We start from the raw sequence: 19,562 nt of genomic DNA, 5'->3' as shown, positions 1-19,562 counted from the left end.
TATGCAAATTATTTTGCCAGCTTAGCCTGAAGGTTTTGATTCAAAGCTTCTAAAAATTCTTCTGTATATAAATAATGCTCACCGTGATTTACTTTATTGCCATAAATGCAAACAGCCAAATCTTTCGTCATTTTTCCACTCTCAACAGTTTCAACACAAACGGTTTCCAAAGCATGGCAGAAATGAATCAATGCCTCATTATTATCCAACTTACCGCGAAATTCCAGGCCTCTTGTCCAGGCAAAAATAGAAGCAATGGGATTGGTAGAAGTTGGATTCCCTTTTTGATATTCACGATAGTGGCGGGTAACCGTACCATGTGCAGCTTCTGCTTCCATTACAGTACCATCCGGTGTAATTAAAGTAGAGGTCATTAAGCCCAATGAACCAAAACCCTGGGCAACGGTATCGCTTTGTACATCGCCATCATAATTTTTACAAGCCCAAACAAAGTTGCCATTCCATTTTAAAGCAGAAGCCACCATATCATCAATTAAGCGATGTTCGTAAGTAATGCCGGCTGCATCATATTTGGCTTTAAATTCATTTTGATAAATTTCTTCAAAAATATCTTTGAAACGGCCATCGTATTTTTTCAGGATGGTGTTTTTAGTAGATAGATAAAGGGGCCATTTTTTGCTCAATGCCTGATTAAAGCAGGCACGTGCAAAACCTTTAATGCTTTCATCGGTATTATACATAGCCAGAGCAACACCATCTCCTTTAAAATTATATACTTCAAATTCCTGAACAGAACCATCATCACCTTCAAACTTAATGGTTAGTTTTCCTTTCCCTTTGGTTACAAAATCGGTAGCGCGGTATTGATCGCCAAAAGCATGGCGGCCAATGCAAATAGGGGCAGTCCAGTTAGGTACCAATCGTGGTACATTTTTGCAAACAATGGGTTCACGAAATACAGTTCCATCTAAAATATTGCGGATGGTACCATTGGGGCTTTTCCACATTTGTTTTAAGTTGAATTCTTTTACACGAGCTTCATCAGGTGTAATAGTAGCGCATTTAATACCAACACCTGCTTTTTTGATGGCATTGGCAGCATCAATGGTTACCTGATCATTGGTGGCATCGCGGTGTTCAATACCCAAATCAAAATATTGAATATCAACATCTATATAAGGCAGAATAAGTTTGTCTTTAATATATTTCCAGATAATTCGTGTCATTTCATCGCCATCCAGTTCTACTACCGGATTTGTTACTTTAATTTTTTGTTCCATATTGCTAATTTAGTTTTTAAAGGGATACAAAAGTAGGGGTTTTGCTATTTTGAATAGAAAAGATGAAAGCATTAGGTAATAAAACCATCAACAGCACATCTGCTATGAAAAAAGTTTACATGTATATATTCAATCTAAACATTCACAACCAAAACGGGAATATGCACATGGTGCCTGACCGATTCAATAGTTTCGCCAAATAAATAATCTTTAATACCCCGGTGTTGATGTGCCCCCATTACCAATAAATTAGCTTTGTTTTTTTCAACGATACGCACAATTTCTTTTTTTCGGTTACGATAACCCAGCTCATATATTGCCTCATAGCCCAATTGTTGTAATTGCATGGCATAATTTTCAAGCCGGTCTTTATCTTTCCGGGTTTCATCATCATCACTTTCTTTTCCTAAAAAAAGAGCCGATACACTTTCCACCACATGTATTAAAATAAAAACAGAAGCTTTATTACCCTGTGCCAAGGCATAAGCAATTAATTTTTCATCTTTAGCAGTAAAATCTAAAGCAATGGCAATTTTATTATTTTCTTCTAAACGCAAAGCATGTAATTGAGGGGTTTCACCATGTAATATAATACTCTTACGCATCTTGCGTTGAATGGCAAGGGGTAAAAATGTGGTCGTTAAAAACAACCACGATAAAAAAACTGCTCCTATACCAACTAGTATTTTCCATATATAATTTCCCGGCTCCTGATATAAAACAGCTACTTCTTCTATCACCATTTTTACATTCAAATAAATTAATATAATAGCTACTAACCATGATAATAATTTAATGGGCAATGAAATGGTAAATTTGCCCATGGTTTCCTTATCGCTTACAAAATGTATGAGCGGAATCATGGCAAACCCTAATTGCACGCTCAGTATTACCTGACTTAAAATAAGTAAGGCGTCTATCCTGTCATCACCATAAATTAAAATCGTAATTACAGCGGGAATAATAGCCAAAAGCCTTGTAATTAATCTGCGTAACCATGGATTAATGCGTAGGCTGATGTAACCCTCCATTACAATTTGCCCGGCATAAGTGCCGGTAATGGTAGAGCTTTGGCCGGCAGCAATTAAGGCAATGGCAAATAACAAAGGGGCTAGTTTAGAACCCAGCAGTGGTTCTAATAAATGATGTGCATCTTCAATTTTTGCTACACCTGTATTACCGGTGGTAAAAAAAACAGAAGCAGCCAAAACCAAAATAGCAGCATTTACAAAAAATGCGGCATTCAACGCAATAGCACTATCAATATTATTGTAACGGATGGCTCTTTTTATACCTTCCTCATCTGTTTTTATTTTACGGGTTTGCACTAATGCTGAATGGAGGTACAGGTTATGCGGCATTACTGTTGCACCTATAATTCCTACGGCAATATATAATGCTTCTTTATTTAGATGATGGGGCACAAAACCATACATTACCTGATTTAAAATAGGATGCGCCAGAATAATTTCAATTAAGAAGGATACGCCAATAATGGCTACTAATGCTATAATAAAGGCTTCTAATTTGCGAATACCAAAATTTTGTAACCAAAGTAATAGCAGCGTATCCAACACTGTTAATGAAACACCCCATATTAAAGGCAATCCGGTCAATAAATTAATACCCAATGCCATACCCAGCACTTCGGCTAAATCGCAGGCAGCAATGGCAATTTCAGCAAGAATATATAAACAAAAATTTACAAATTTAGGATATATTTCTCTGTTGGCCTGGGCCAAATCTCTTCTTCTTACAATTCCTAATCGGGCACTTAAACTTTGCAATAACAAAGCCATTAAATTACTCATTAATAATACCCATATAAGGCTGTAACCAAATTGAGCGCCACCCTGCAAATCGGTAGCCCAGTTTCCGGGATCCATATAACCTACACTCACCAAATAGGCAGGCCCAATATAAGCCAGTATTCTGCGCCAGCCTTTTCTGGGTTGCAGTGTATCTACACTTTCGTGTACTTCGCTTAAAGAATGTTCGTTACGTTGCACCAATCTATCCATAAATATTACTTACAAAAATAATGGTTAATCTTCCTTAAACTATAAAACTTACCACAGAAGTATTACTTTAGTGCCTGAAATAAACGCCATGAAAAGTATTCAACAGCTTATTACGTTTATACTCATCTTCATTTTTTTAGTCGGCTGCCAAACACATCCTGGCGACTTAAGTGGTACAAAACCAGTTAGCAGCAGCGATTTTTTTGCTGCCTTCCCTCCCATTGGGTTGCCCATTACCATTGCCGATACCAACATCAATTCATTTGCCGACACTACTGTAATAGGTATAAAAGCCATGTCTCAGTTTATACCCGATAGTATTTTAAATCATTTCCATCTCAATAAAAAAGCCATTATACATCCCGTAGGAAGTATTCAGAAATTAAAAGAAAAATACATTTTGGCTAACTTCAGCTATAAAAATAATACCATACTTGGGGTATTTGTGTTTAACGAAAAGAATGAATTTCTGGCTGCAAAAAATTTGGTTCAATCAAAACAAAATGATGGTTATGTACACAGTGTATATATTAATAAAGAACCTACTTTTTTAATTAGCCGGGAAAAATACACTGCTGATAAAAAGTTGTTATATACCCGTACAGGCTGGGTGTATAACAACGGAAATGCCTTTATGGTAGCTATGAATGACGGCAATGAAGATGAATTAAAAAACAATACCATCATTAATCCTATTGATACTTTGCCCGAAAAAAATAAACACAGTGGCAATTATGCAAAAAACTCAAAAAATTTTATTGCAATCAGGGATGGTAAAACGCCCAAATTATATCATTTTTTTATTCACTTTGAAAATAAAGACAATTGTAACGGCGAATTAAAGGGAATGATGAAAATGGTGGGTGAAGATAAAGCCGTATATAAAGAAATTGGGGAACCCTGCAGTATAGAATTTACATTTAAAAACAACGAAATTACTTTTAAAGAAAATGGCAAATGCGGCAATAAACGCGGCATACAATGCTATTTTGATGATACCTATCCTAAACAAAAATCACATAAGATCATTAAGAAAAAAAGAACCTGAATTTTTCTATTCATTGGGTAAGGCACTTGTTTCAATCGATTGCGGTTTATAAAATTTAAACTTTTATGTGCTATAATTGAATAGTTTCACTTTTTAGGTCTAATTAATGTGTAAAAAATACATTTTAAATAAAACCCTTTATATTGCAAGCCCAATTCAAATAACCAATCAAGAAAAAGTAATTTATGAACTTCCGAAGTTATCATGTGCCATATGTTGTAAGCGAACAATACAATAAAAGAGCAGCCTATTTTTCAATGGAATTTGCGATTCATCAGCCACTTAAAATATATAGTGGCGGCTTAGGATTTTTAGCAGGTTCGCACTTGCGAAGTGCTTATGAATTAAGACAGAATATGGTAGGTATTGGAATTTTGTGGAAATATGGCTATTACGACCAAACCAGAAATCAGGATCAAACCCTGCAACCCACCTGGATGGAAAAAATATATTCATTTTTAGAAGATACGGGCATTAAATTTCAAATTATTATACATGATCATCCGGTATGGGTAAAGGCCATGTATTTAAATCCTGAAACTTTTAAATCAGCACCTCTGTTTTTATTAACTACCGACTTGCCGGAAAATGATTATGTATCGCAAACCATTTCACACCGGTTGTACGATGCCAATGTATCTACCAAAATTGCCCAATTTATGCTACTGGGTATAGGCGGGGCCAAATTAATGGATGAACTTGGATTTAATCCGGATGTATATCATTTAAATGAAGCACATGGTGTATCGGCTGCTTTTTATTTAATGAATAAATTTAAAAGTGCTGAAAAAGTAAAAGAACATCTGGTATTTACTACCCATACACCAGAGGAAGCAGGCAATGAAAAACACGATATTTATCTCTGTCAGAAAATGAGTTATTTCTGTGGTATTAGTATTGATGAAGTAAGACGTTTAACCGGTATTACAGATGATTTATTCAACCATTCATTAGCCGCCCTGCGTTTTGCACGTAAAGCCAATGGCGTTAGCCGGCTGCACGGTGAAGTAAGCAGAAAAATGTGGAGTCATTACATCGGCATTTGTGAGATTATTCACATTACCAATGCACAAAACTGGCGTTACTGGGCAGATAAACAGTTGTACAAAGCCATGGAAGAGGGCAATGACCTTGCTTTTGATGACAGAAAAAACTATTTGAAGAAAAGAGCATTTGAAATTGTAGCTGACCAGACCGGTAAATTATTTGACCCTAATGTATTAACCATTGTTTGGGCCAGAAGATTTGCAGGGTATAAACGTGCCGACTTTCTTACACAGGATTTAGAAAGATTTGAAAAACTGATCAATAGCTTTGACCAGCCGGTACAAATTATTTGGGCCGGGAAACCTTATCCGGTTGATTACCCTGCCATCAGCCAATTTAATAATTTGGTGCATTTAAGTAAAAATTATAAAAATGTAGCAGTATTAATTGGATATGAACTTACATTAAGCAAAAGGTTAAAACAGGCGGCAGATGTTTGGTTAAACAACCCCCGTGTGCCCAGAGAAGCATCCGGCACCAGTGGCATGACGGCAGCTATGAATGGAGCAGTTAATTTTTCAACAGATGATGGCTGGATTCCGGAATTTGTAAATCATGGCAATAATGGTTTTGTAGTGCCCAAGGCAGATTATGAAAACTTAAGTGTACACGATCAGGACAATTATGACCTGAATAAGATGTATGAAATTTTAGAACAACAAATTGTGCCACTATATTATAAAAATTTTGAAACCTGGCGCCAAATTATGAAAAATGGAATGCGTGATGTGCGTTTTCAATTTGACAGCAATAGAATGGCACATGAGTATTACGAGTTAATGTACAAATAATTTATATTTATAATAAAAATAAAAATCTGCTGTTCTTATCAATACAGCAGGTTTTTTTTGGATGGATGGAACCAGCGGTTTTGTTTTAAACCCACAAGCACTAACAGTTCATCGCTTCTGTAATAAATAACCAAAAAAGCCCCTTACAAATAAAGTAAAGGGCTTTTTTAAAAATGATGATTAAGACCAAAACCAATTAGTAATACCTGAGTTTTAATTCTACCCTCCTGTTCATGGCTCTGCCTTTGGCAGTTTTATTATCAGCAACAGGTTTTTTAGAACCATAACCGGTTGCATGCAACCGATCGGCACTAATACCACCTTTATCAACAAAGTATTGCATTACCGCATTGGCACGTTTATCACTTAAAGCCTGGTTTACAGCTTCACTACCTACGTTATCTGTATAACCTTCAATATCTAATTTTAAATTAGGATCATCTTGTAAAATTTTTAATAATTCACTTAATGGCTTGTAAGAATTAGCAATTAATTGTGAACTACCTGTTGAGAAAAAGATGTTTTTGGCAATGCTATTCACTCTCACAATTACCTCTTCTTTTACAACAGGGCAACCAAAGTTTTCTTTTACACCAAAAACATTGGGGCATTTATCTTCTTCATCATTAATGCCATCCCCATCCGAGTCTGGCACCGGGCAACCCTGATAACGTGCAACTCCTGCCACATTCGGGCATTTGTCTTCATCATCATTAATGCCATCCCCATCTGTATCAGGAATGGGGCAACCATTATATTTGGGCAAACCCGGAACGGTAGGGCATTTATCATTGTCATCATTAACGCCATCACCATCTGTATCAGGCACAGGACATCCATTGTATTTTGCAACACCGGGTACTGTGGGGCATTGGTCTTTATCATCAGTAATACCATCACCATCAGTATCTTTTGGTACTTCCTTTACAGGTGGTGGTGGTGCAGCCAATTTTACCTGTTTTTTGCCGGGAGCAATGGGTGAGGCAAAACCTAAACTATATTGAAAATTATAGTTGGTTAAATCAGATATTCCTAAATGATAGGAATATTGCAGATTAATAAAATTGCCTTCGCCCAAATTAAATTGCAAACCTGTTCCAACTGGAATATAGGCTCCAAAATAAGTTCCTGCATACATGGATGCACCAATTCCGGCAGATAAATAAGGCACCATAAAATACTTATCTGTTAATAATTTTAAATTTACACTGGCATCGGCTTCCAATAAAAATTTATCCTGAAATGGTACTTGTACGCCACTCTTGTATAGGAATGGATATTTTAAGAATGAACCTCCAATGCCCGCCATAAAATCTAAATGATCTGTTAAACCTTGAAAATACTGCACATTTAACCCCGGCGACATATCCTTCATTTTTGTCCATTGGCGATTCTCAAAAACAGTAGTAATTGAGCTGCTGCCAATTAAATCGGGGGTTTTAAAATCCTTGAGAAAGAAATTGATACTCAAAGAAGGCCTTTTTATCAGCTGTGTTGCTTCCTGGCCAAATACAGAAAGCATACTGCCAATACTGATTAAAAGTAGTAGGGTTTTCTTCATAATGTTAATTTTATTGTAGCAAAAATAAAGGGGTTATTCAGTTTTAATAAAATTATTGCAATTTTAATATTCAGTTAATGTTAACATCCTCATTCCAACGTGTCTTTATTTACCTCTTCTACCCTTACTTTCACCAGCCCACGCTTCATAAATTGCAGTTTTCGGGCAGCAATTCTGCTTAAATCAATCACCCTCCCTTTTTTGGCCATGTGCTTGCTCATTCTGTCATTAATCCGCACAATCACCGATTTATCATTTCGCAGGTTAGTTACCCTTACCCAGGTATTCAATTTAAAACTGTTGCTGGCTGCTGTCATATTTTTATTATCAAAACGCTCTCCGGTTGCGGTTTTGGTACCTGTTAAATTTAAACTGTAAAAACTGGCAATACCAGTTACCGTTTTGGGCTTTTTTACAGCAATGGAATCCATGCTATCCTGGCACTTTCCAATTACAGCAATGCTTAAAAAAAACAAAAAGTTAAGCAAAAAAATCTTCATTTGCTATTATTTAATTTAAAAAACTACCGCTGATTTATTATTATATATGAACATATCGGCCAGCGGTTACCTACTTTCATCCAATATGGAGTTAAGTATTGATTAACAAGATCTTATATACCATTATAAGCATCTTGCAATAAATAATTTCTATATACTGTATATTAGTGTTTATAAAAAAGTTGTTATTGCAACAAGTCAACTGAAAATGTGACATTTTAGCAGGATGATACCTGAAATTATTACAAACTATACTCCAAAGCCTATTATTTGTAAACTACATATACATATAGGATACCGGTTATATTGTATCTGCCTTTGGACAATATTAGGCTGTGCTTTTCATCCAAGTACTGTGCCAAAAAATGAAAATACAGCATTCATACCAGAAAATCTACACAATTTTAAACATTTTGATGCTGCATTTGATTGTTTGCATATGATAAACCTGAATGAATTTGTACCTAACATTTACATTGACTCGCGTTATGCCGGAAATGATAATTTTATGCATACACCTATGTATCTTTTCCATACGGCTATTGCCTATGCCAGAAAACCAGTAACTGAAGCTTTAAAAGCAGTACACAAGAAGCATTGAATGCAAAAGGATTATCCTTAAAAATTTGGGATGCCTACCGTCATTATGCAGTTACTGTGGCATTTTGGAAAAGGGTGCATGATGAACGATATGTAGCCAATCCTGCTAATGGCAGTGGAAATAACAGAGGTATTGCAGTAGATGTTACTTTGGTTCAATTACATAACGGTATGCCATTAGACATGGGTACTGATTTCGATAATTTTACGGATAATGCGCATGGTAATTTTAGTCAATTTCCATCGCAAATATTGGCGAGTCGAAAACTATTGCAGGATATAATGACAACACACGGGTTCAAGGCTTTGCCTACTAAGTGGTGGCATTTTAGTTGGACCAAATGCAGCAAATTTTCCTGTTCTGAAAATTCCTTTTAAAAAGATGAAAAAAATAGTACAATAATTTGTAGGAATGGAATTACTGAAGAAATTTTTGTGTTTTTTCAATCCTTGTAATATCCATACTACTTCTTATCTGAAGCTGAATATTCTGAATCCATTCGGCGCAGCCACGTTGGTATAAATGCTCATTAATGGCTTGTATTACCTGCATCACCGCATCATATTTTCCTTCAATTACAGTAGCAAAAGGCCCAACTTCATAATCAATACCCGATTGTTGAATAATGGCAATGGCTTCATCTACCCACTCATAGGGATGCTTATCCATTACAATTGGCACAATTTGAATGGAGGCATTTACAATAAATTGATGCATGATTTAAATTTTATATTTCAATAATACTTACAATAGCATTCAAAGAAATAGTTCCATAAACATGCAGAAACTGATCTTGAACAGTTGGAGATGCTTCGTATTTTAACGGAACATTTAATTGAAGGGTATCAATGGTTAATTGGAGTAAATGAGTTACACCGGCATAATACCGTTATAGCACGCCGCCGGCAATTTGCTTATGTGAACAACAATGAAAAACCCTTTAGATTGCAAAGAAGGGGCGGGTATAATAGCCCAATTGCAGTGCAACTGCCCATTGTTGTTTTGTAGTGATATGATAAATTATTGGTGACATTATTCTAAAACACAATTTTCGCCATCAAATCCATTATTTCCAAACACGTTGTATCTCTTGATTCAGCATCATTAAATCGGCCAGCACCATTGCTGTTACAGCTTCTAATACTACCGGCACACGAAGTGCAATACACAAATCGTGACGGCCTTTTACAGAAAAAGGCTCAACAGTATTGGTTTCCCAATTCAATGATTCCTGCTCCTTGGGTGTAGAAGAAGTTGGTTTAACGGCTACCCTGAATATAAGCGGATTATGATTAGTGATACCTCCAACAACGCCTCCTGCATGATTTGTTTTTGTAGTGCCATCAGCAGCAACAATTGCATCATTATGCTCTGAACCTAACATTTTAGCCGCAGCAAAACCGGTTCCAAATTCAATACCGCGTACAGCAGGAATGGCAAAAACAGCATGCGCCAATAACGACTCAACCGAATCGAAAAAAGGTTCACCAAGGCCCATCGGCAATCCTGTTACAAAACACTCTACAATACCGCCTACGGAATCTTTCGCTGCTATTGCTTTTTCTAATCCTGCTTCGATAGATGGAAGGCCGCCTATTTCTGTAACTGCAGCATTTATTGAAATATTTTTTAATATTTTTTTTGCAATTACACCCACTGCTACCAAAGCAACGGTTAAGCGACCACTAAAATGTCCACCACCTCTATAATCTTCAAACCCACCAAATTTTTGATGTGCCACAAAATCGGCATGACCGGGCCTGGGAATGGCACGTTGTTTGGCATAATCATCACTGCGGGTATTATTGTTTTCAAATAAAATAGTTAAAGGTGCACCGGTAGTACAATCGTTAAAAACCCCACTTTTAAAAATGGGTAAATCAGATTCCTGACGCGGTGTAGTACCTTTTTGCGCCCCACCTTTTCGCCTCTCAATATCTTCTAAAAAATCTTCCACCTTCAGTGGTAATCCTGCAGGGATTCCATCAACACAAACACCTACACTTTCGCCATGCGATTCGCCAAATATTTGTACCCTGAAAATTCTGCCAAATGTGTTCAAAGTTTGAAAATTTAATGGTTAATGATGTAAAGATACAACTGCACCCAATGCAGATATATGGTGATAAAAATCGGGATAAGATTTGTTGATGGCTTCAGCAGATTCTATCACTACAGGGCCATTTGTTTTTAAAGCAGCTAAAGCACAAGCCATTGCTATACGATGATCATGCCGGGACGAAACAGTTGCAGCATGCAATTCGGTTCCACCTTCTATCATCATAATATTATCTTGTAATTGAATGCATATTCCCAATTTGGCAAACTCTTCTTGCAAAGTAAGTGCCCGGTTACTTTCTTTATGCGTAAGCCTTTCAGTACCCTCAATAACGGTAGTGCCTTTACAGTAAGCAGCCAGCGCTACCAATGGCGGAAATAAATCCGGACAATCTGTTGCATTAAAATGAAATGCCTGAAGGTTGCTTTTCTGAATGTGAATTTGATTGAGTTCAATAGAAATAAGGCAACCGGTATCTATCAGTGCCTGCAATATAGCTTTATCGGCCTGTGTTGAATGAATATCTAATCCTTTAACAGTAATATTTCCTGCTATTGCACCGGCCACCAATAAAAAAGCCGCCCCACTCCAATCGCCTTCCACTTCATATTCTACAATATTATTTTGTGAAGTAGCATGCCATGCTTTATCAAAATAAAAAGAAGTATACCCGTTATTCTTTGGTGTTTTTAAACCAAAGTGTTCCATTACTTTTAACGTTAAATCAATATAAGGTTTACTTTTTAAATTATTTACGAAAATGCTTACATCTTTAGCATCGGCAGCAGCATATGCCATTAATAAGCCCGTTAAAAACTGCGAGCTGAGGGTACCATCAATTGTAATATTAGCCGGTGTTAATGGGCCTGTGACCTGTATAGGTAACTTGCCCTGATTGGTTTGTACTTTTACATTTAACTGTGGTAATATTTCATCAAAAAAATTCATGGGGCGCTGTAATAAGCTGCCTTCACCGGTAATAGAAATGGCAGTAGTATTGAGAGCTATTAAAGGTGTAAACATTCTGATACCTAACCCACTTTCTCCACAATTCATTTGATGGGTGTTGGCATATATTCCTTTTGAAGCAATAATTAAACGGTTGTTTTCATTTTGAATAGTAGCCCCAAGCTGCTGAATTACCTGCAGTGCCGCTCTGTCATCATTTGAATAGCCAGGGTTCTTTATAATACTAGTACCCGTTCTCACTAATGCTGCAGCACAGGCTCTTTGCATAGAACTTTTAGAAGCAGGTGCCTGAAGAATGCCTTTTATTTCAGAAGGATGAATCGTTGCAATCATTGAATCAAATTAAACTAAATTATTTTATAAAATTTTTCAAGATCTTTCAATGGAATGGGTAAAATAATACCCTTTCCAATTTTTTCAATCAAAATATAGTGAACAAACTCTTGCTGCCGTTTTTTATCCATTTGCAGCATATTCATTACCTTTTTTGTATCAAATACAAAATGAGTAGGCAGACCATATTGGGTTAACAAGGCCGATATACGTTCGGGCTGTTTAAAACCCAATATTTGTTGAGATAAAATGGCTGCATAGTGAATACCAATTGCTACTGCATGACCATGTGAAAGGCCATATTGGTTTTCAATGGCATGACCGAGTGTATGCCCCAGATTGAGTAATTTTCTTTCCCCTTTTTCAAATTCATCGGCTTTTACAACCGACATTTTTAGCTGTACATTTTTTTGTATCAGCTCATTCAATTTTTGTTTGTTTTTCTTGAGTAATGCAGGTGATAATTTTTCTAAATTTCTGAACATGGCTGCATTTTTAATACAGGCATGTTTAATAATTTCTGCAAAACCGTTCTGCCATTCTGCATCAGGAAGAGTTTTTAGAAAATGTGTATCATACAATAAAAATGCAGGTTGACGAATGGTGCCCATTAAATTTTTGTACAATCCAATATCAATCCCATTTTTTCCACCGATAGAGGCATCTACCATTGCCAGTACAGTAGTTGGTACAAAACCAAAAGCCACACCACGCATATAAATGGCTGCAACAAAGCCAGTAATATCGGTAACAACGCCACCCCCTACACCAACCAATGTTGCTGTACGGTCGGCCTGCAACTGAATTAATTGTTCAATAATGTATTGAACTGTTGCTATGTTTTTGTGCGCCTCACCTGCAGGTATAACAATGGTTTTCCAACCTTTAAAATAGGTTGTATGTAATGGAAAGATATTGGTGTCGGTAATAATAAAAGTGTTTGCCGGCTTCAGCATTTGCTTCAATTGCCGGAATGATGCATCAAAATAAAAATCAGTATGTTGCTGATTGAATTGAACAGATTGATGCAGCATATATAATTAGTTTATTAAATGTAAAAAAATAAACAAGATGAGAATGTGTTTATTCATTAAAAATAGAACATATTACGCCAAAGGTGAACAACAAATATGGCTATTATACAAAACAGCCAATAACAATTGACGTTATTGGCTGCCATTAATTTAAGAATTCATGATTTTATTTTGATGGTTAATACTTTCCATGTGTACTGCATCAAAATAACGGGTAATAAATTCTTTGCTGAGGCCTAATTTTTCACCTTTTGCATAAGCTCTTTCTAATATTGCATTCCATCTGTTGGTTTGAAGAATGGTGATATTGTTTTCCTTTTTGTAAAGGCCAATTTTTTCGGCTGCTTTCATACGTTGACCCAGAATTTGCATCAGTTCATCATCCAGATGATTAATTTGTTGACGCAATTTTTCTAATGCTGCATGGTATTCTTCAGATGGTACATCTTCTTTTCTCCAGTTAATATTGCCAATCATTTCTCCCAACCGTTCGGGGGTTATTTGCTGTTTGGCATCACTCCATGCATTATCAGGATCAATATGGCTTTCAATAATTAAACCATCATAATCCAAATCAATAGCAGTTTGCGCAACATCCTGTAAAATATCGCGCCTGCCGGAGATATGAGAAGGATCATTAATCATTAACATGCCGGGATTTCTCCTTTTCATTTCAATAGCCAAATGCCACATGGGTGCATTTCTATATTCTGTATTACCATAAGAACTAAAACCACGATGTATTAATCCAATATTTTGAATACCGGCTTTGGCAATGCGTTCTACTGCCCCTGTCCATAATTCCAAATCGGGATTAATTGGATTTTTAATTAATACCGGAATGTCTATACCGCGCAATGCATCAGCAACTTCCTGTACACTAAAAGGATTAACGGTTGTACGTGCACCAATCCAGAGTATATCTACATCAAAATTAAGCGCATCTTCTACCTGTTTGGCAGTAGCTACTTCCACCGTGGTAAATAATCCGGTAATTTTTTTAGCTTGTAATAACCACGGCAATCCCTTTACGCCAATTCCTTCAAATTGCCCGGGTCGTGTACGGGGCTTCCAAATTCCAGCCCTTAACATATCTACCTTTCCCGTTGCCGCCAAACGGGTTGCGGTTTCTAATACCTGTTGTTCTGTTTCAGCGCTACATGGGCCACTAATGATGAGTGGGCGCTTTTGCCACACATCCATGATGTTTTTTGTTTGTTGGGTTGCCTGCTCCATCTTCATTCAAATTGTAAGTGATGATTAATTGGTTGTTACAGCAAAAAATAGAACAATTGTTGACCGCACTAATCTATTTATTTGCAAAAAATTTAGCGCTCATTGGCTTCATTCATTCTGATTTTGCGGCCGCGATAGTTTTTACCATCAATGGCTTTGATCATTTTAGCAGCAGATTTTTTTTCAATTTCAATCCAGCTGTTCATATCTCTTAAATCAATTCTGCCTAAAACATCTTTTTTCAAATCGCTCATATCTAAAATAAACTGAAGAAAACTGGCTTTATAAAAGCCATCTTTACTTCCCAGATTAATGAATAAGCGAGTGGTATCTGCACCAGACAAATTACTATGCCTGTCTGAAGCACCTCTTCTGCCATTTTCGCCATTACCGGTTACAGCATTGCGCCCTACTGATTCCCTTTTTTCTCGTTTAGCTTCTCTTAAGTTTAAATCTTCTGCGTTTTCATAATATTTAAGGAAACGGTCAAACTCTAATGCTGCAATTCGGGTTAAAACTTCTTCTTTTGTTATGTCGGCAAATTTTTCACGCAGCATGGGTAAATAGGATGCATACCTGTCGTTTGATACATCGGTTTGCAACAATTTATCCATGAAGGCATAAAATTGTTTACGGCAAACATCTTTACCGGTGGGTAATTCTAATTTATGGAAAGTTGTTTGTACCAATTTTTCAATTGAACGTATTTTGTATACTTCCTTTACATGTATTAAACTCATGCAAATACCTGTACTTCCTGCACGGCCGGTTCTACCACTACGGTGGGTATATACTTCAATATCATCAGGCAAATCGTAGTTAATAACATGGGTAATTTCTTTTACATCAATTCCCCTTGCTGCCACATCGGTGGCTACTAATAACTGCAATGCCTTTTCTCTGAATTCGCCCATTACTTTATCTCGTTGTTGCTGCGATAAATCGCCATGCAGTGCATCAATATCATATCCATCACGGGTTAATTTTTCAGAGATAGATTGTGCTTCGGCTTTTGTTCTGGTAAAAATGATACCGTAAATACCGGGATTAAAATCAATTAACCTTTTCAATGCTTCATATTTGTGATGTGCATTCACCACATAATACTGATGGTCAATATTTTTATTAGTGGTATTCACCTTACCCACAGTAATTTCAAAAGGCTCTTTCATGTAGCGTTTACTAACCTTTTTAATTTCGGGAGGCATGGTTGCACTAAACAACCAGGTAGATTCTCTTTTAGGAGTATTTTCCAGAATAAACTCAATATCATCTTTAAAGCCCATATTCAGCATTTCATCGGCTTCATCTAAAACCACATAACTGATTTGTTCCAGATTAATGGCTTTTCTTTCAATTAAATCGATTAAACGGCCGGGTGTTGCAACTACTATGTGCACACCTTTTTTCAGGTCGCGAATTTGCAAGCCAATGGAGGCGCCTCCATATACTGCCACTACCTGAATGTTTTGTTTAAATTTTTTAAACAATTGAATTTCGCTTACAATTTGCAGGCAAAGTTCTCTTGTAGGGCATACAACCAATGCCTGAGGGTATTTCTGATTTTCGTTAATTAACTGAAGTAAGGGCAATCCAAATGCTGCAGTTTTACCGGTTCCGGTTTGTGCCAATCCAATTAAATCTTTTGTTCCACTCAATAAAACCGGAATTGCTTTTTCCTGTATGGCAGTAGGATTCACGAATCCTAATGATTCAGTAGCCTTTACTAAATTTTCTTCTAATCCTAACGCTTCAAATGTTATCATGTATTCTTAAATTTTGTGCAAAGGTAGATTATATTATCTCCTTGCTTTGTTTTGTTTATGTAACCTGCACAATGCGCTATTTCATTTTTAAAGCGTTTTGTGCTTTCCGTTTTTATTGAAGAATGCGTTTTATTTTATTAGCATTCTCCATTAATTCTATTAAATAGGTATAATTTTCTTTTTCCAGACAGGCTTTAAATTTTCTCAATTGTACAATATGCTCATTCAGTACATCCAGCACATTTTCTCTGTTTTGCATAAATATGGGCCCCCACATAGCGGGATTACTTTTAGCCAACCGAACTGTACTTTCAAAACCACCACCGGCCAAATCAAAAATGGCATCTTCTTCTTTTTCTTTTTCCAACACAGTATTTGCCAATGCAAATGAGGTGATGTGTGAGATATGACTTACATAAGCCGCATGCACATCGTGTGCATTGGGAGTCATATACACCAAATGCATTCCTAATGCTTTGTACACCCCTTCCATTTTTTGCACAGCTAAACCATCTGACAATTCTTTTTCACATATAACACAGGACCGGCCTGCAAAAGCATCGTGTACAGCTGCCTCGGGGCCACTGTATTCTGTACCCCACATAGGATGTGTTGCCACCAGTCTGCGCCGCATGGGATGCTCTTGCACTGCTTTACAAAGTGCCATTTTGGTGGAGCCTGCATCGGCAACAATTTGTTGATCATTGATTTGATCTAAAATATCCACAACAACAGGAATGGTAACATCCACCGGGATGGCCACATAAATTAAATCGCTTTTTTGGATTGCCTCTTTTAAAGGAAGTGCCTCATCTATCAATCCTAATTGAAGCGCTTTTTGTTCACTTTCTCTGGTTCGGCTAACGCCAATAATATGTTTGGCCATACCCTTTTCTTTTAAGGCAATGGCAAAAGATCCGCTGATTAATCCAACACCTACTATCGTTACATTGTTAAACATGAGTTCATTTACTTAATTCGATGAATGGCTTCCATTAATTTTTCTTCTGTTGCACAAAGGCTTATCCGTACATATTGATTACCTGCTGTTCCAAAAATACCTCCCGGTGTAATAAAAACACCTGCGTTGTGTAATACCGAATCGCTCATAGCAAAACCATCTTGTATAGTATTTGGAACTGAAGCCCAAACAAATAGCCCTACCTGATTGGTTTGATAAATACATTTTAATAAATCCAGTAATTCAAAAACTTTTTCCCGGCGTCTGGCATATACTTTATTCAATTCAATAAACCAGTCTTTACCTAATGAAAGTGCTTTTGCAGCGGCTAATTGTAATGGCAAAAACATGCCACTATCCATATTACTTTTAAAGCGCAATACTTCATCAATTCTTTCTTTCCTGCCACACAGCATTCCCACACGCCACCCGGCCATATTATGGCTTTTGCTTAATGAATTTAATTCTATCACTACATCTTTAGCCCCATTCACCTGTAGCATACTAACCGGATGTTCATTCAAAATAAAACTGTAGGGATTATCGTGAACAATTAAAATTTGATGCCGGTGTGCAAATGCTACCATTTTTTCAAATAAGGCCAAATGCCCGTTCTGACCTGTAGGCATATGCGGATAGTTTACAAACATTAACTTTACCTTCGACAAGTCTTCTTGCGCCAATGCGTTGAAATCTGGTGCCCAGTTTGTTTGTTCCTTCATTTCATAATTTCTGCAAATACCACCTGCTAACGTAACTGCACTGCTGTAGGTTGGATAACCAGGATTAGGAACCAAAACTTCATCTCCCGGGTTCAGATAGGTCATGCAAATATGCATTAACCCCTCTTTGCTGCCGATTAGTGGTAAAATTTCCGTCTCGGAATCTAAATCAACCTGATACCATACCTTATACCAGTCGGCAATTGCCTTTCGCAATACAAGTGCACCCTTATAAGATTGATAGCCATGCACATTGGGCAATGCAGCATTTTGTTGCAATGCAGTAATTACGTCGGGATGCGGAGGCATATCAGGACTGCCAATACCCAAATTAATAATTTGCTTCCCTTCGCGGTTCAAAGCATCTATTTCTCTGAGTTTACCAGAAAAATAATATTCTCCCACTCCCTGTAGTCTGTCTGCAATGGGTATCATATTAAATATTTCCATTTTTATAAATACCGAAATTTTTAAACATATCGATATGAGGCTTCAAAAGCTTTAATACTTTATTCAATTCGTTTACATTTTCAAATTCCATGTCAGCATAAAAGCTGTACTTAAAATTAGTACCGGCAATAGGCATACTTTGCAGCTTACTTAAATTGATGCCATTATCGGCAATAATGGTGAGCACTTTAGCCAGACTTCCTTTTGTATGATCGGTTGCAAAGTGAACGGTTGCTTTGTTTGCATCGGCAGCCTCGGTTGCATCCTCTGTACGTTCTACTACCAGGAAACGGGTGTAATTATTTTTCTGTGTTTGAATATTGGGGGCAATGATATCCAATTCATACAATTCTGCTGCCAATGAACTGGCAATAGCTGCAATCGCTTTTTTATGTTGTGTACTTAAAATCTGTGCGCTTAATGCAGTATCTTCCGTTTCAACCAATTTCCAGTTATGTTTTTCTAAAAACTCCAAACATTGCTGAATAGCCATGGGATGTGAATGCACTTCTTTAATATCTTCTATCCGAACACCCGGATCAACCATAAGGTGTTGCTTAACCGGCAAATACACTTCTCCAGTAATTTGCAGATTACCTTTCTGCAATAATCCGTAATTGGGTAATATGCTACCCACAATAGAATTTTCAATAGCCATTATACCACCATTACTTTCCTTTTTGGTGCCGGCTATTTTTACCAGATCTTTAAATGTAGCACATGCTATAATTTCTACATTTTTACCGAAGTATTCGATGGCAGCCATGTGATGAAAACTGCCTTCATAACCCTGAATTGCTATTTTTTTTTTCATAAAATAAAAAATCCCGGCTTTAGGCCGGGTGTTATATTGGTTGTTTTAAAATTAAACATTGGCAAATTACACCCGGCTACTATTGAATAAAGTAGTAATAAAAGAAAAAACAGAAACCGGTATTTGCTGTAATTTGTTTCATAATGCCTCAAAAATAAGGCATTCAAAAATCACCACAAAAAAAATTTTAAATATTTTTAAAAACTAACATGCTTTAGTTTTTAATTATTTATAATTTATATACTAATTATATTACATGAGGTACTGATATGAAATGATCTAAAAAAGGGTACAAATTGTTAAAAATATTGACTTTACCGAAAGAAAAAAGCCCTTCCGTGGAAACGGAACGGCCTCTAACGATTGCTTGCCATATGAAAAACTCTTCTATACTTTACTTCGACTGCA

Annotated in this window: 18 protein-coding genes; 4 read left to right on the top strand and 14 right to left on the bottom strand. The window is 36.7% G+C overall.

The features are described from left to right. Window positions 1-8: 8 nt before the first annotated feature. Both AC3QLY_RS09620 and AC3QLY_RS09615 read right to left on the bottom strand, forming a co-directional pair. Entirely contained in the window at window positions 9-1,241 is a 1,233-nt protein-coding gene (locus tag AC3QLY_RS09620) for an NADP-dependent isocitrate dehydrogenase (protein ID WP_074420792.1), read from the bottom strand. Window positions 1,242-1,375: 134 nt separating this feature from the next. Next, complete coding sequence (locus tag AC3QLY_RS09615) at window positions 1,376-3,262, bottom strand: Nramp family divalent metal transporter (RefSeq protein WP_074420793.1); 1,887 nt, start codon at window positions 3,260-3,262, stop codon at window positions 1,376-1,378. An 88-nt stretch (window positions 3,263-3,350) separates the two neighbouring features. Here AC3QLY_RS09615 and AC3QLY_RS09610 point away from each other — a divergent pair, with 88 nt between their 5' ends. Both AC3QLY_RS09610 and glgP read left to right on the top strand, forming a co-directional pair. Beyond that, on the top strand, window positions 3,351-4,310 hold the full coding sequence (locus tag AC3QLY_RS09610; RefSeq protein WP_074418169.1) for a hypothetical protein: 960 nt from the start codon (window positions 3,351-3,353) through the stop codon (window positions 4,308-4,310). Between the two features lie 185 nt (window positions 4,311-4,495). Next, window positions 4,496-6,148, top strand: coding sequence for an alpha-glucan family phosphorylase (glgP, locus tag AC3QLY_RS09605; protein ID WP_074420794.1), 1,653 nt, complete (start codon window positions 4,496-4,498; stop codon window positions 6,146-6,148). Window positions 6,149-6,344: 196 nt separating this feature from the next. Here the strand turns inward: glgP and AC3QLY_RS09600 are convergent, their stop codons facing one another. After that, the gene (locus AC3QLY_RS09600) at window positions 6,345-7,709 is read right to left on the bottom strand and encodes an OmpA family protein (RefSeq protein WP_074420553.1); all 1,365 of its coding nucleotides are present in this window, start codon (window positions 7,707-7,709) and stop codon (window positions 6,345-6,347) included. Window positions 7,710-7,798: 89 nt separating this feature from the next. Then, window positions 7,799-8,209 carry a septal ring lytic transglycosylase RlpA family protein gene (locus AC3QLY_RS09595; RefSeq protein WP_074420795.1) on the bottom strand — a complete coding sequence of 137 codons (411 nt, stop codon included), beginning with the start codon at window positions 8,207-8,209 and terminating at the stop codon, window positions 7,799-7,801. Between the two features lie 597 nt (window positions 8,210-8,806). Between AC3QLY_RS09595 and AC3QLY_RS09590 the strand changes: the two genes are divergently transcribed. Further along, window positions 8,807-9,187, top strand: a complete 381-nt coding sequence (locus AC3QLY_RS09590) for a M15 family metallopeptidase (protein WP_074418164.1) — start codon at window positions 8,807-8,809, stop codon at window positions 9,185-9,187. Window positions 9,188-9,227: 40 nt separating this feature from the next. Here AC3QLY_RS09590 and AC3QLY_RS09585 read toward each other — a convergent pair whose 3' ends face one another. Both AC3QLY_RS09585 and AC3QLY_RS09580 read right to left on the bottom strand, forming a co-directional pair. Beyond that, a complete protein-coding gene (locus AC3QLY_RS09585; RefSeq protein WP_074418163.1) occupies window positions 9,228-9,527 on the bottom strand; it encodes a thiamine-binding protein in 300 nt (99 codons plus the stop codon). Window positions 9,528-9,537: 10 nt separating this feature from the next. Then, window positions 9,538-9,660, bottom strand: a complete 123-nt coding sequence (locus AC3QLY_RS09580; RefSeq protein WP_081301342.1) for a hypothetical protein — start codon at window positions 9,658-9,660, stop codon at window positions 9,538-9,540. Between AC3QLY_RS09580 and AC3QLY_RS09575 the strand changes: the two genes are divergently transcribed. Next, entirely contained in the window at window positions 9,618-9,818 is a 201-nt protein-coding gene (locus tag AC3QLY_RS09575) for a hypothetical protein (protein WP_081301341.1), read from the top strand. The genes AC3QLY_RS09580 and AC3QLY_RS09575 overlap by 43 nt on opposite strands. 58 nt (window positions 9,819-9,876) lie before the next feature. Here the strand turns inward: AC3QLY_RS09575 and AC3QLY_RS09570 are convergent, their stop codons facing one another. The 8 genes from AC3QLY_RS09570 to AC3QLY_RS09535 form a co-directional block, all read right to left on the bottom strand. Then, a complete protein-coding gene (locus tag AC3QLY_RS09570) occupies window positions 9,877-10,872 on the bottom strand; it encodes a chorismate synthase (protein ID WP_074418162.1) in 996 nt (331 codons plus the stop codon). A gap of 18 nt (window positions 10,873-10,890) precedes the next feature. Next, complete coding sequence (aroA, locus tag AC3QLY_RS09565) at window positions 10,891-12,171, bottom strand: 3-phosphoshikimate 1-carboxyvinyltransferase (RefSeq protein ID WP_492989699.1); 1,281 nt, start codon at window positions 12,169-12,171, stop codon at window positions 10,891-10,893. A 14-nt stretch (window positions 12,172-12,185) separates the two neighbouring features. Further along, entirely contained in the window at window positions 12,186-13,205 is a 1,020-nt protein-coding gene (gene aroB / locus AC3QLY_RS09560; protein ID WP_074420797.1) for a 3-dehydroquinate synthase, read from the bottom strand. Between the two features lie 150 nt (window positions 13,206-13,355). Then, complete coding sequence (locus tag AC3QLY_RS09555; protein WP_081300519.1) at window positions 13,356-14,441, bottom strand: chorismate mutase; 1,086 nt, start codon at window positions 14,439-14,441, stop codon at window positions 13,356-13,358. A gap of 92 nt (window positions 14,442-14,533) precedes the next feature. After that, entirely contained in the window at window positions 14,534-16,207 is a 1,674-nt protein-coding gene (locus tag AC3QLY_RS09550) for a DEAD/DEAH box helicase (protein WP_074418571.1), read from the bottom strand. Window positions 16,208-16,319: 112 nt separating this feature from the next. Then, window positions 16,320-17,168, bottom strand: coding sequence for a prephenate dehydrogenase (locus AC3QLY_RS09545; RefSeq protein ID WP_074418570.1), 849 nt, complete (start codon window positions 17,166-17,168; stop codon window positions 16,320-16,322). 8 nt (window positions 17,169-17,176) lie between these two features. Further along, entirely contained in the window at window positions 17,177-18,340 is a 1,164-nt protein-coding gene (locus tag AC3QLY_RS09540; protein ID WP_287100659.1) for a pyridoxal phosphate-dependent aminotransferase, read from the bottom strand. After that, the gene (locus AC3QLY_RS09535) at window positions 18,327-19,154 is read right to left on the bottom strand and encodes a prephenate dehydratase (RefSeq protein WP_218330581.1); all 828 of its coding nucleotides are present in this window, start codon (window positions 19,152-19,154) and stop codon (window positions 18,327-18,329) included. Before AC3QLY_RS09535 ends, AC3QLY_RS09540 begins: the two co-directional genes overlap by 14 nt. Between the last annotated feature and the right edge of the window lie 408 nt (window positions 19,155-19,562).

This window comes from Hydrotalea sp. GW822-HT8A01 (assembly GCF_058798575.1).
The sequence above is the reverse complement of the archived record's forward strand: the minus strand, read 5'-3'. Positions and strand labels throughout refer to the sequence as shown.

Bases quoted from the DNA above. Each gene is read 5' to 3' on its own strand.
- AC3QLY_RS09620 (WP_074420792.1), bottom strand. From the start codon at position 1,241: ATGGAACAAAAAATTAAAGTAACAAATCCGGTAGTAGAACTGGATGGC.
- AC3QLY_RS09615 (WP_074420793.1), bottom strand. From the start codon at position 3,262: ATGGATAGATTGGTGCAACGTAACGAACATTCTTTAAGCGAAGTACAC.
- AC3QLY_RS09610 (WP_074418169.1), top strand. From the start codon at position 3,351: ATGAAAAGTATTCAACAGCTTATTACGTTTATACTCATCTTCATTTTT.
- glgP (WP_074420794.1), top strand. From the start codon at position 4,496: ATGAACTTCCGAAGTTATCATGTGCCATATGTTGTAAGCGAACAATAC.
- AC3QLY_RS09600 (WP_074420553.1), bottom strand. From the start codon at position 7,709: ATGAAGAAAACCCTACTACTTTTAATCAGTATTGGCAGTATGCTTTCT.
- AC3QLY_RS09595 (WP_074420795.1), bottom strand. From the start codon at position 8,209: ATGAAGATTTTTTTGCTTAACTTTTTGTTTTTTTTAAGCATTGCTGTA.
- AC3QLY_RS09585 (WP_074418163.1), bottom strand. From the start codon at position 9,527: ATGCATCAATTTATTGTAAATGCCTCCATTCAAATTGTGCCAATTGTA.
- AC3QLY_RS09575 (WP_081301341.1), top strand. From the start codon at position 9,618: ATGCTTCGTATTTTAACGGAACATTTAATTGAAGGGTATCAATGGTTA.
- aroA (WP_492989699.1), bottom strand. From the start codon at position 12,171: ATGATTGCAACGATTCATCCTTCTGAAATAAAAGGCATTCTTCAGGCA.
- aroB (WP_074420797.1), bottom strand. From the start codon at position 13,205: ATGCTGCATCAATCTGTTCAATTCAATCAGCAACATACTGATTTTTAT.
- AC3QLY_RS09555 (WP_081300519.1), bottom strand. From the start codon at position 14,441: ATGGAGCAGGCAACCCAACAAACAAAAAACATCATGGATGTGTGGCAA.
- AC3QLY_RS09550 (WP_074418571.1), bottom strand. From the start codon at position 16,207: ATGATAACATTTGAAGCGTTAGGATTAGAAGAAAATTTAGTAAAGGCT.
- AC3QLY_RS09545 (WP_074418570.1), bottom strand. From the start codon at position 17,168: ATGTTTAACAATGTAACGATAGTAGGTGTTGGATTAATCAGCGGATCT.
- AC3QLY_RS09540 (WP_287100659.1), bottom strand. From the start codon at position 18,340: ATGGAAATATTTAATATGATACCCATTGCAGACAGACTACAGGGAGTG.
- AC3QLY_RS09535 (WP_218330581.1), bottom strand. From the start codon at position 19,154: ATGAAAAAAAAAATAGCAATTCAGGGTTATGAAGGCAGTTTTCATCAC.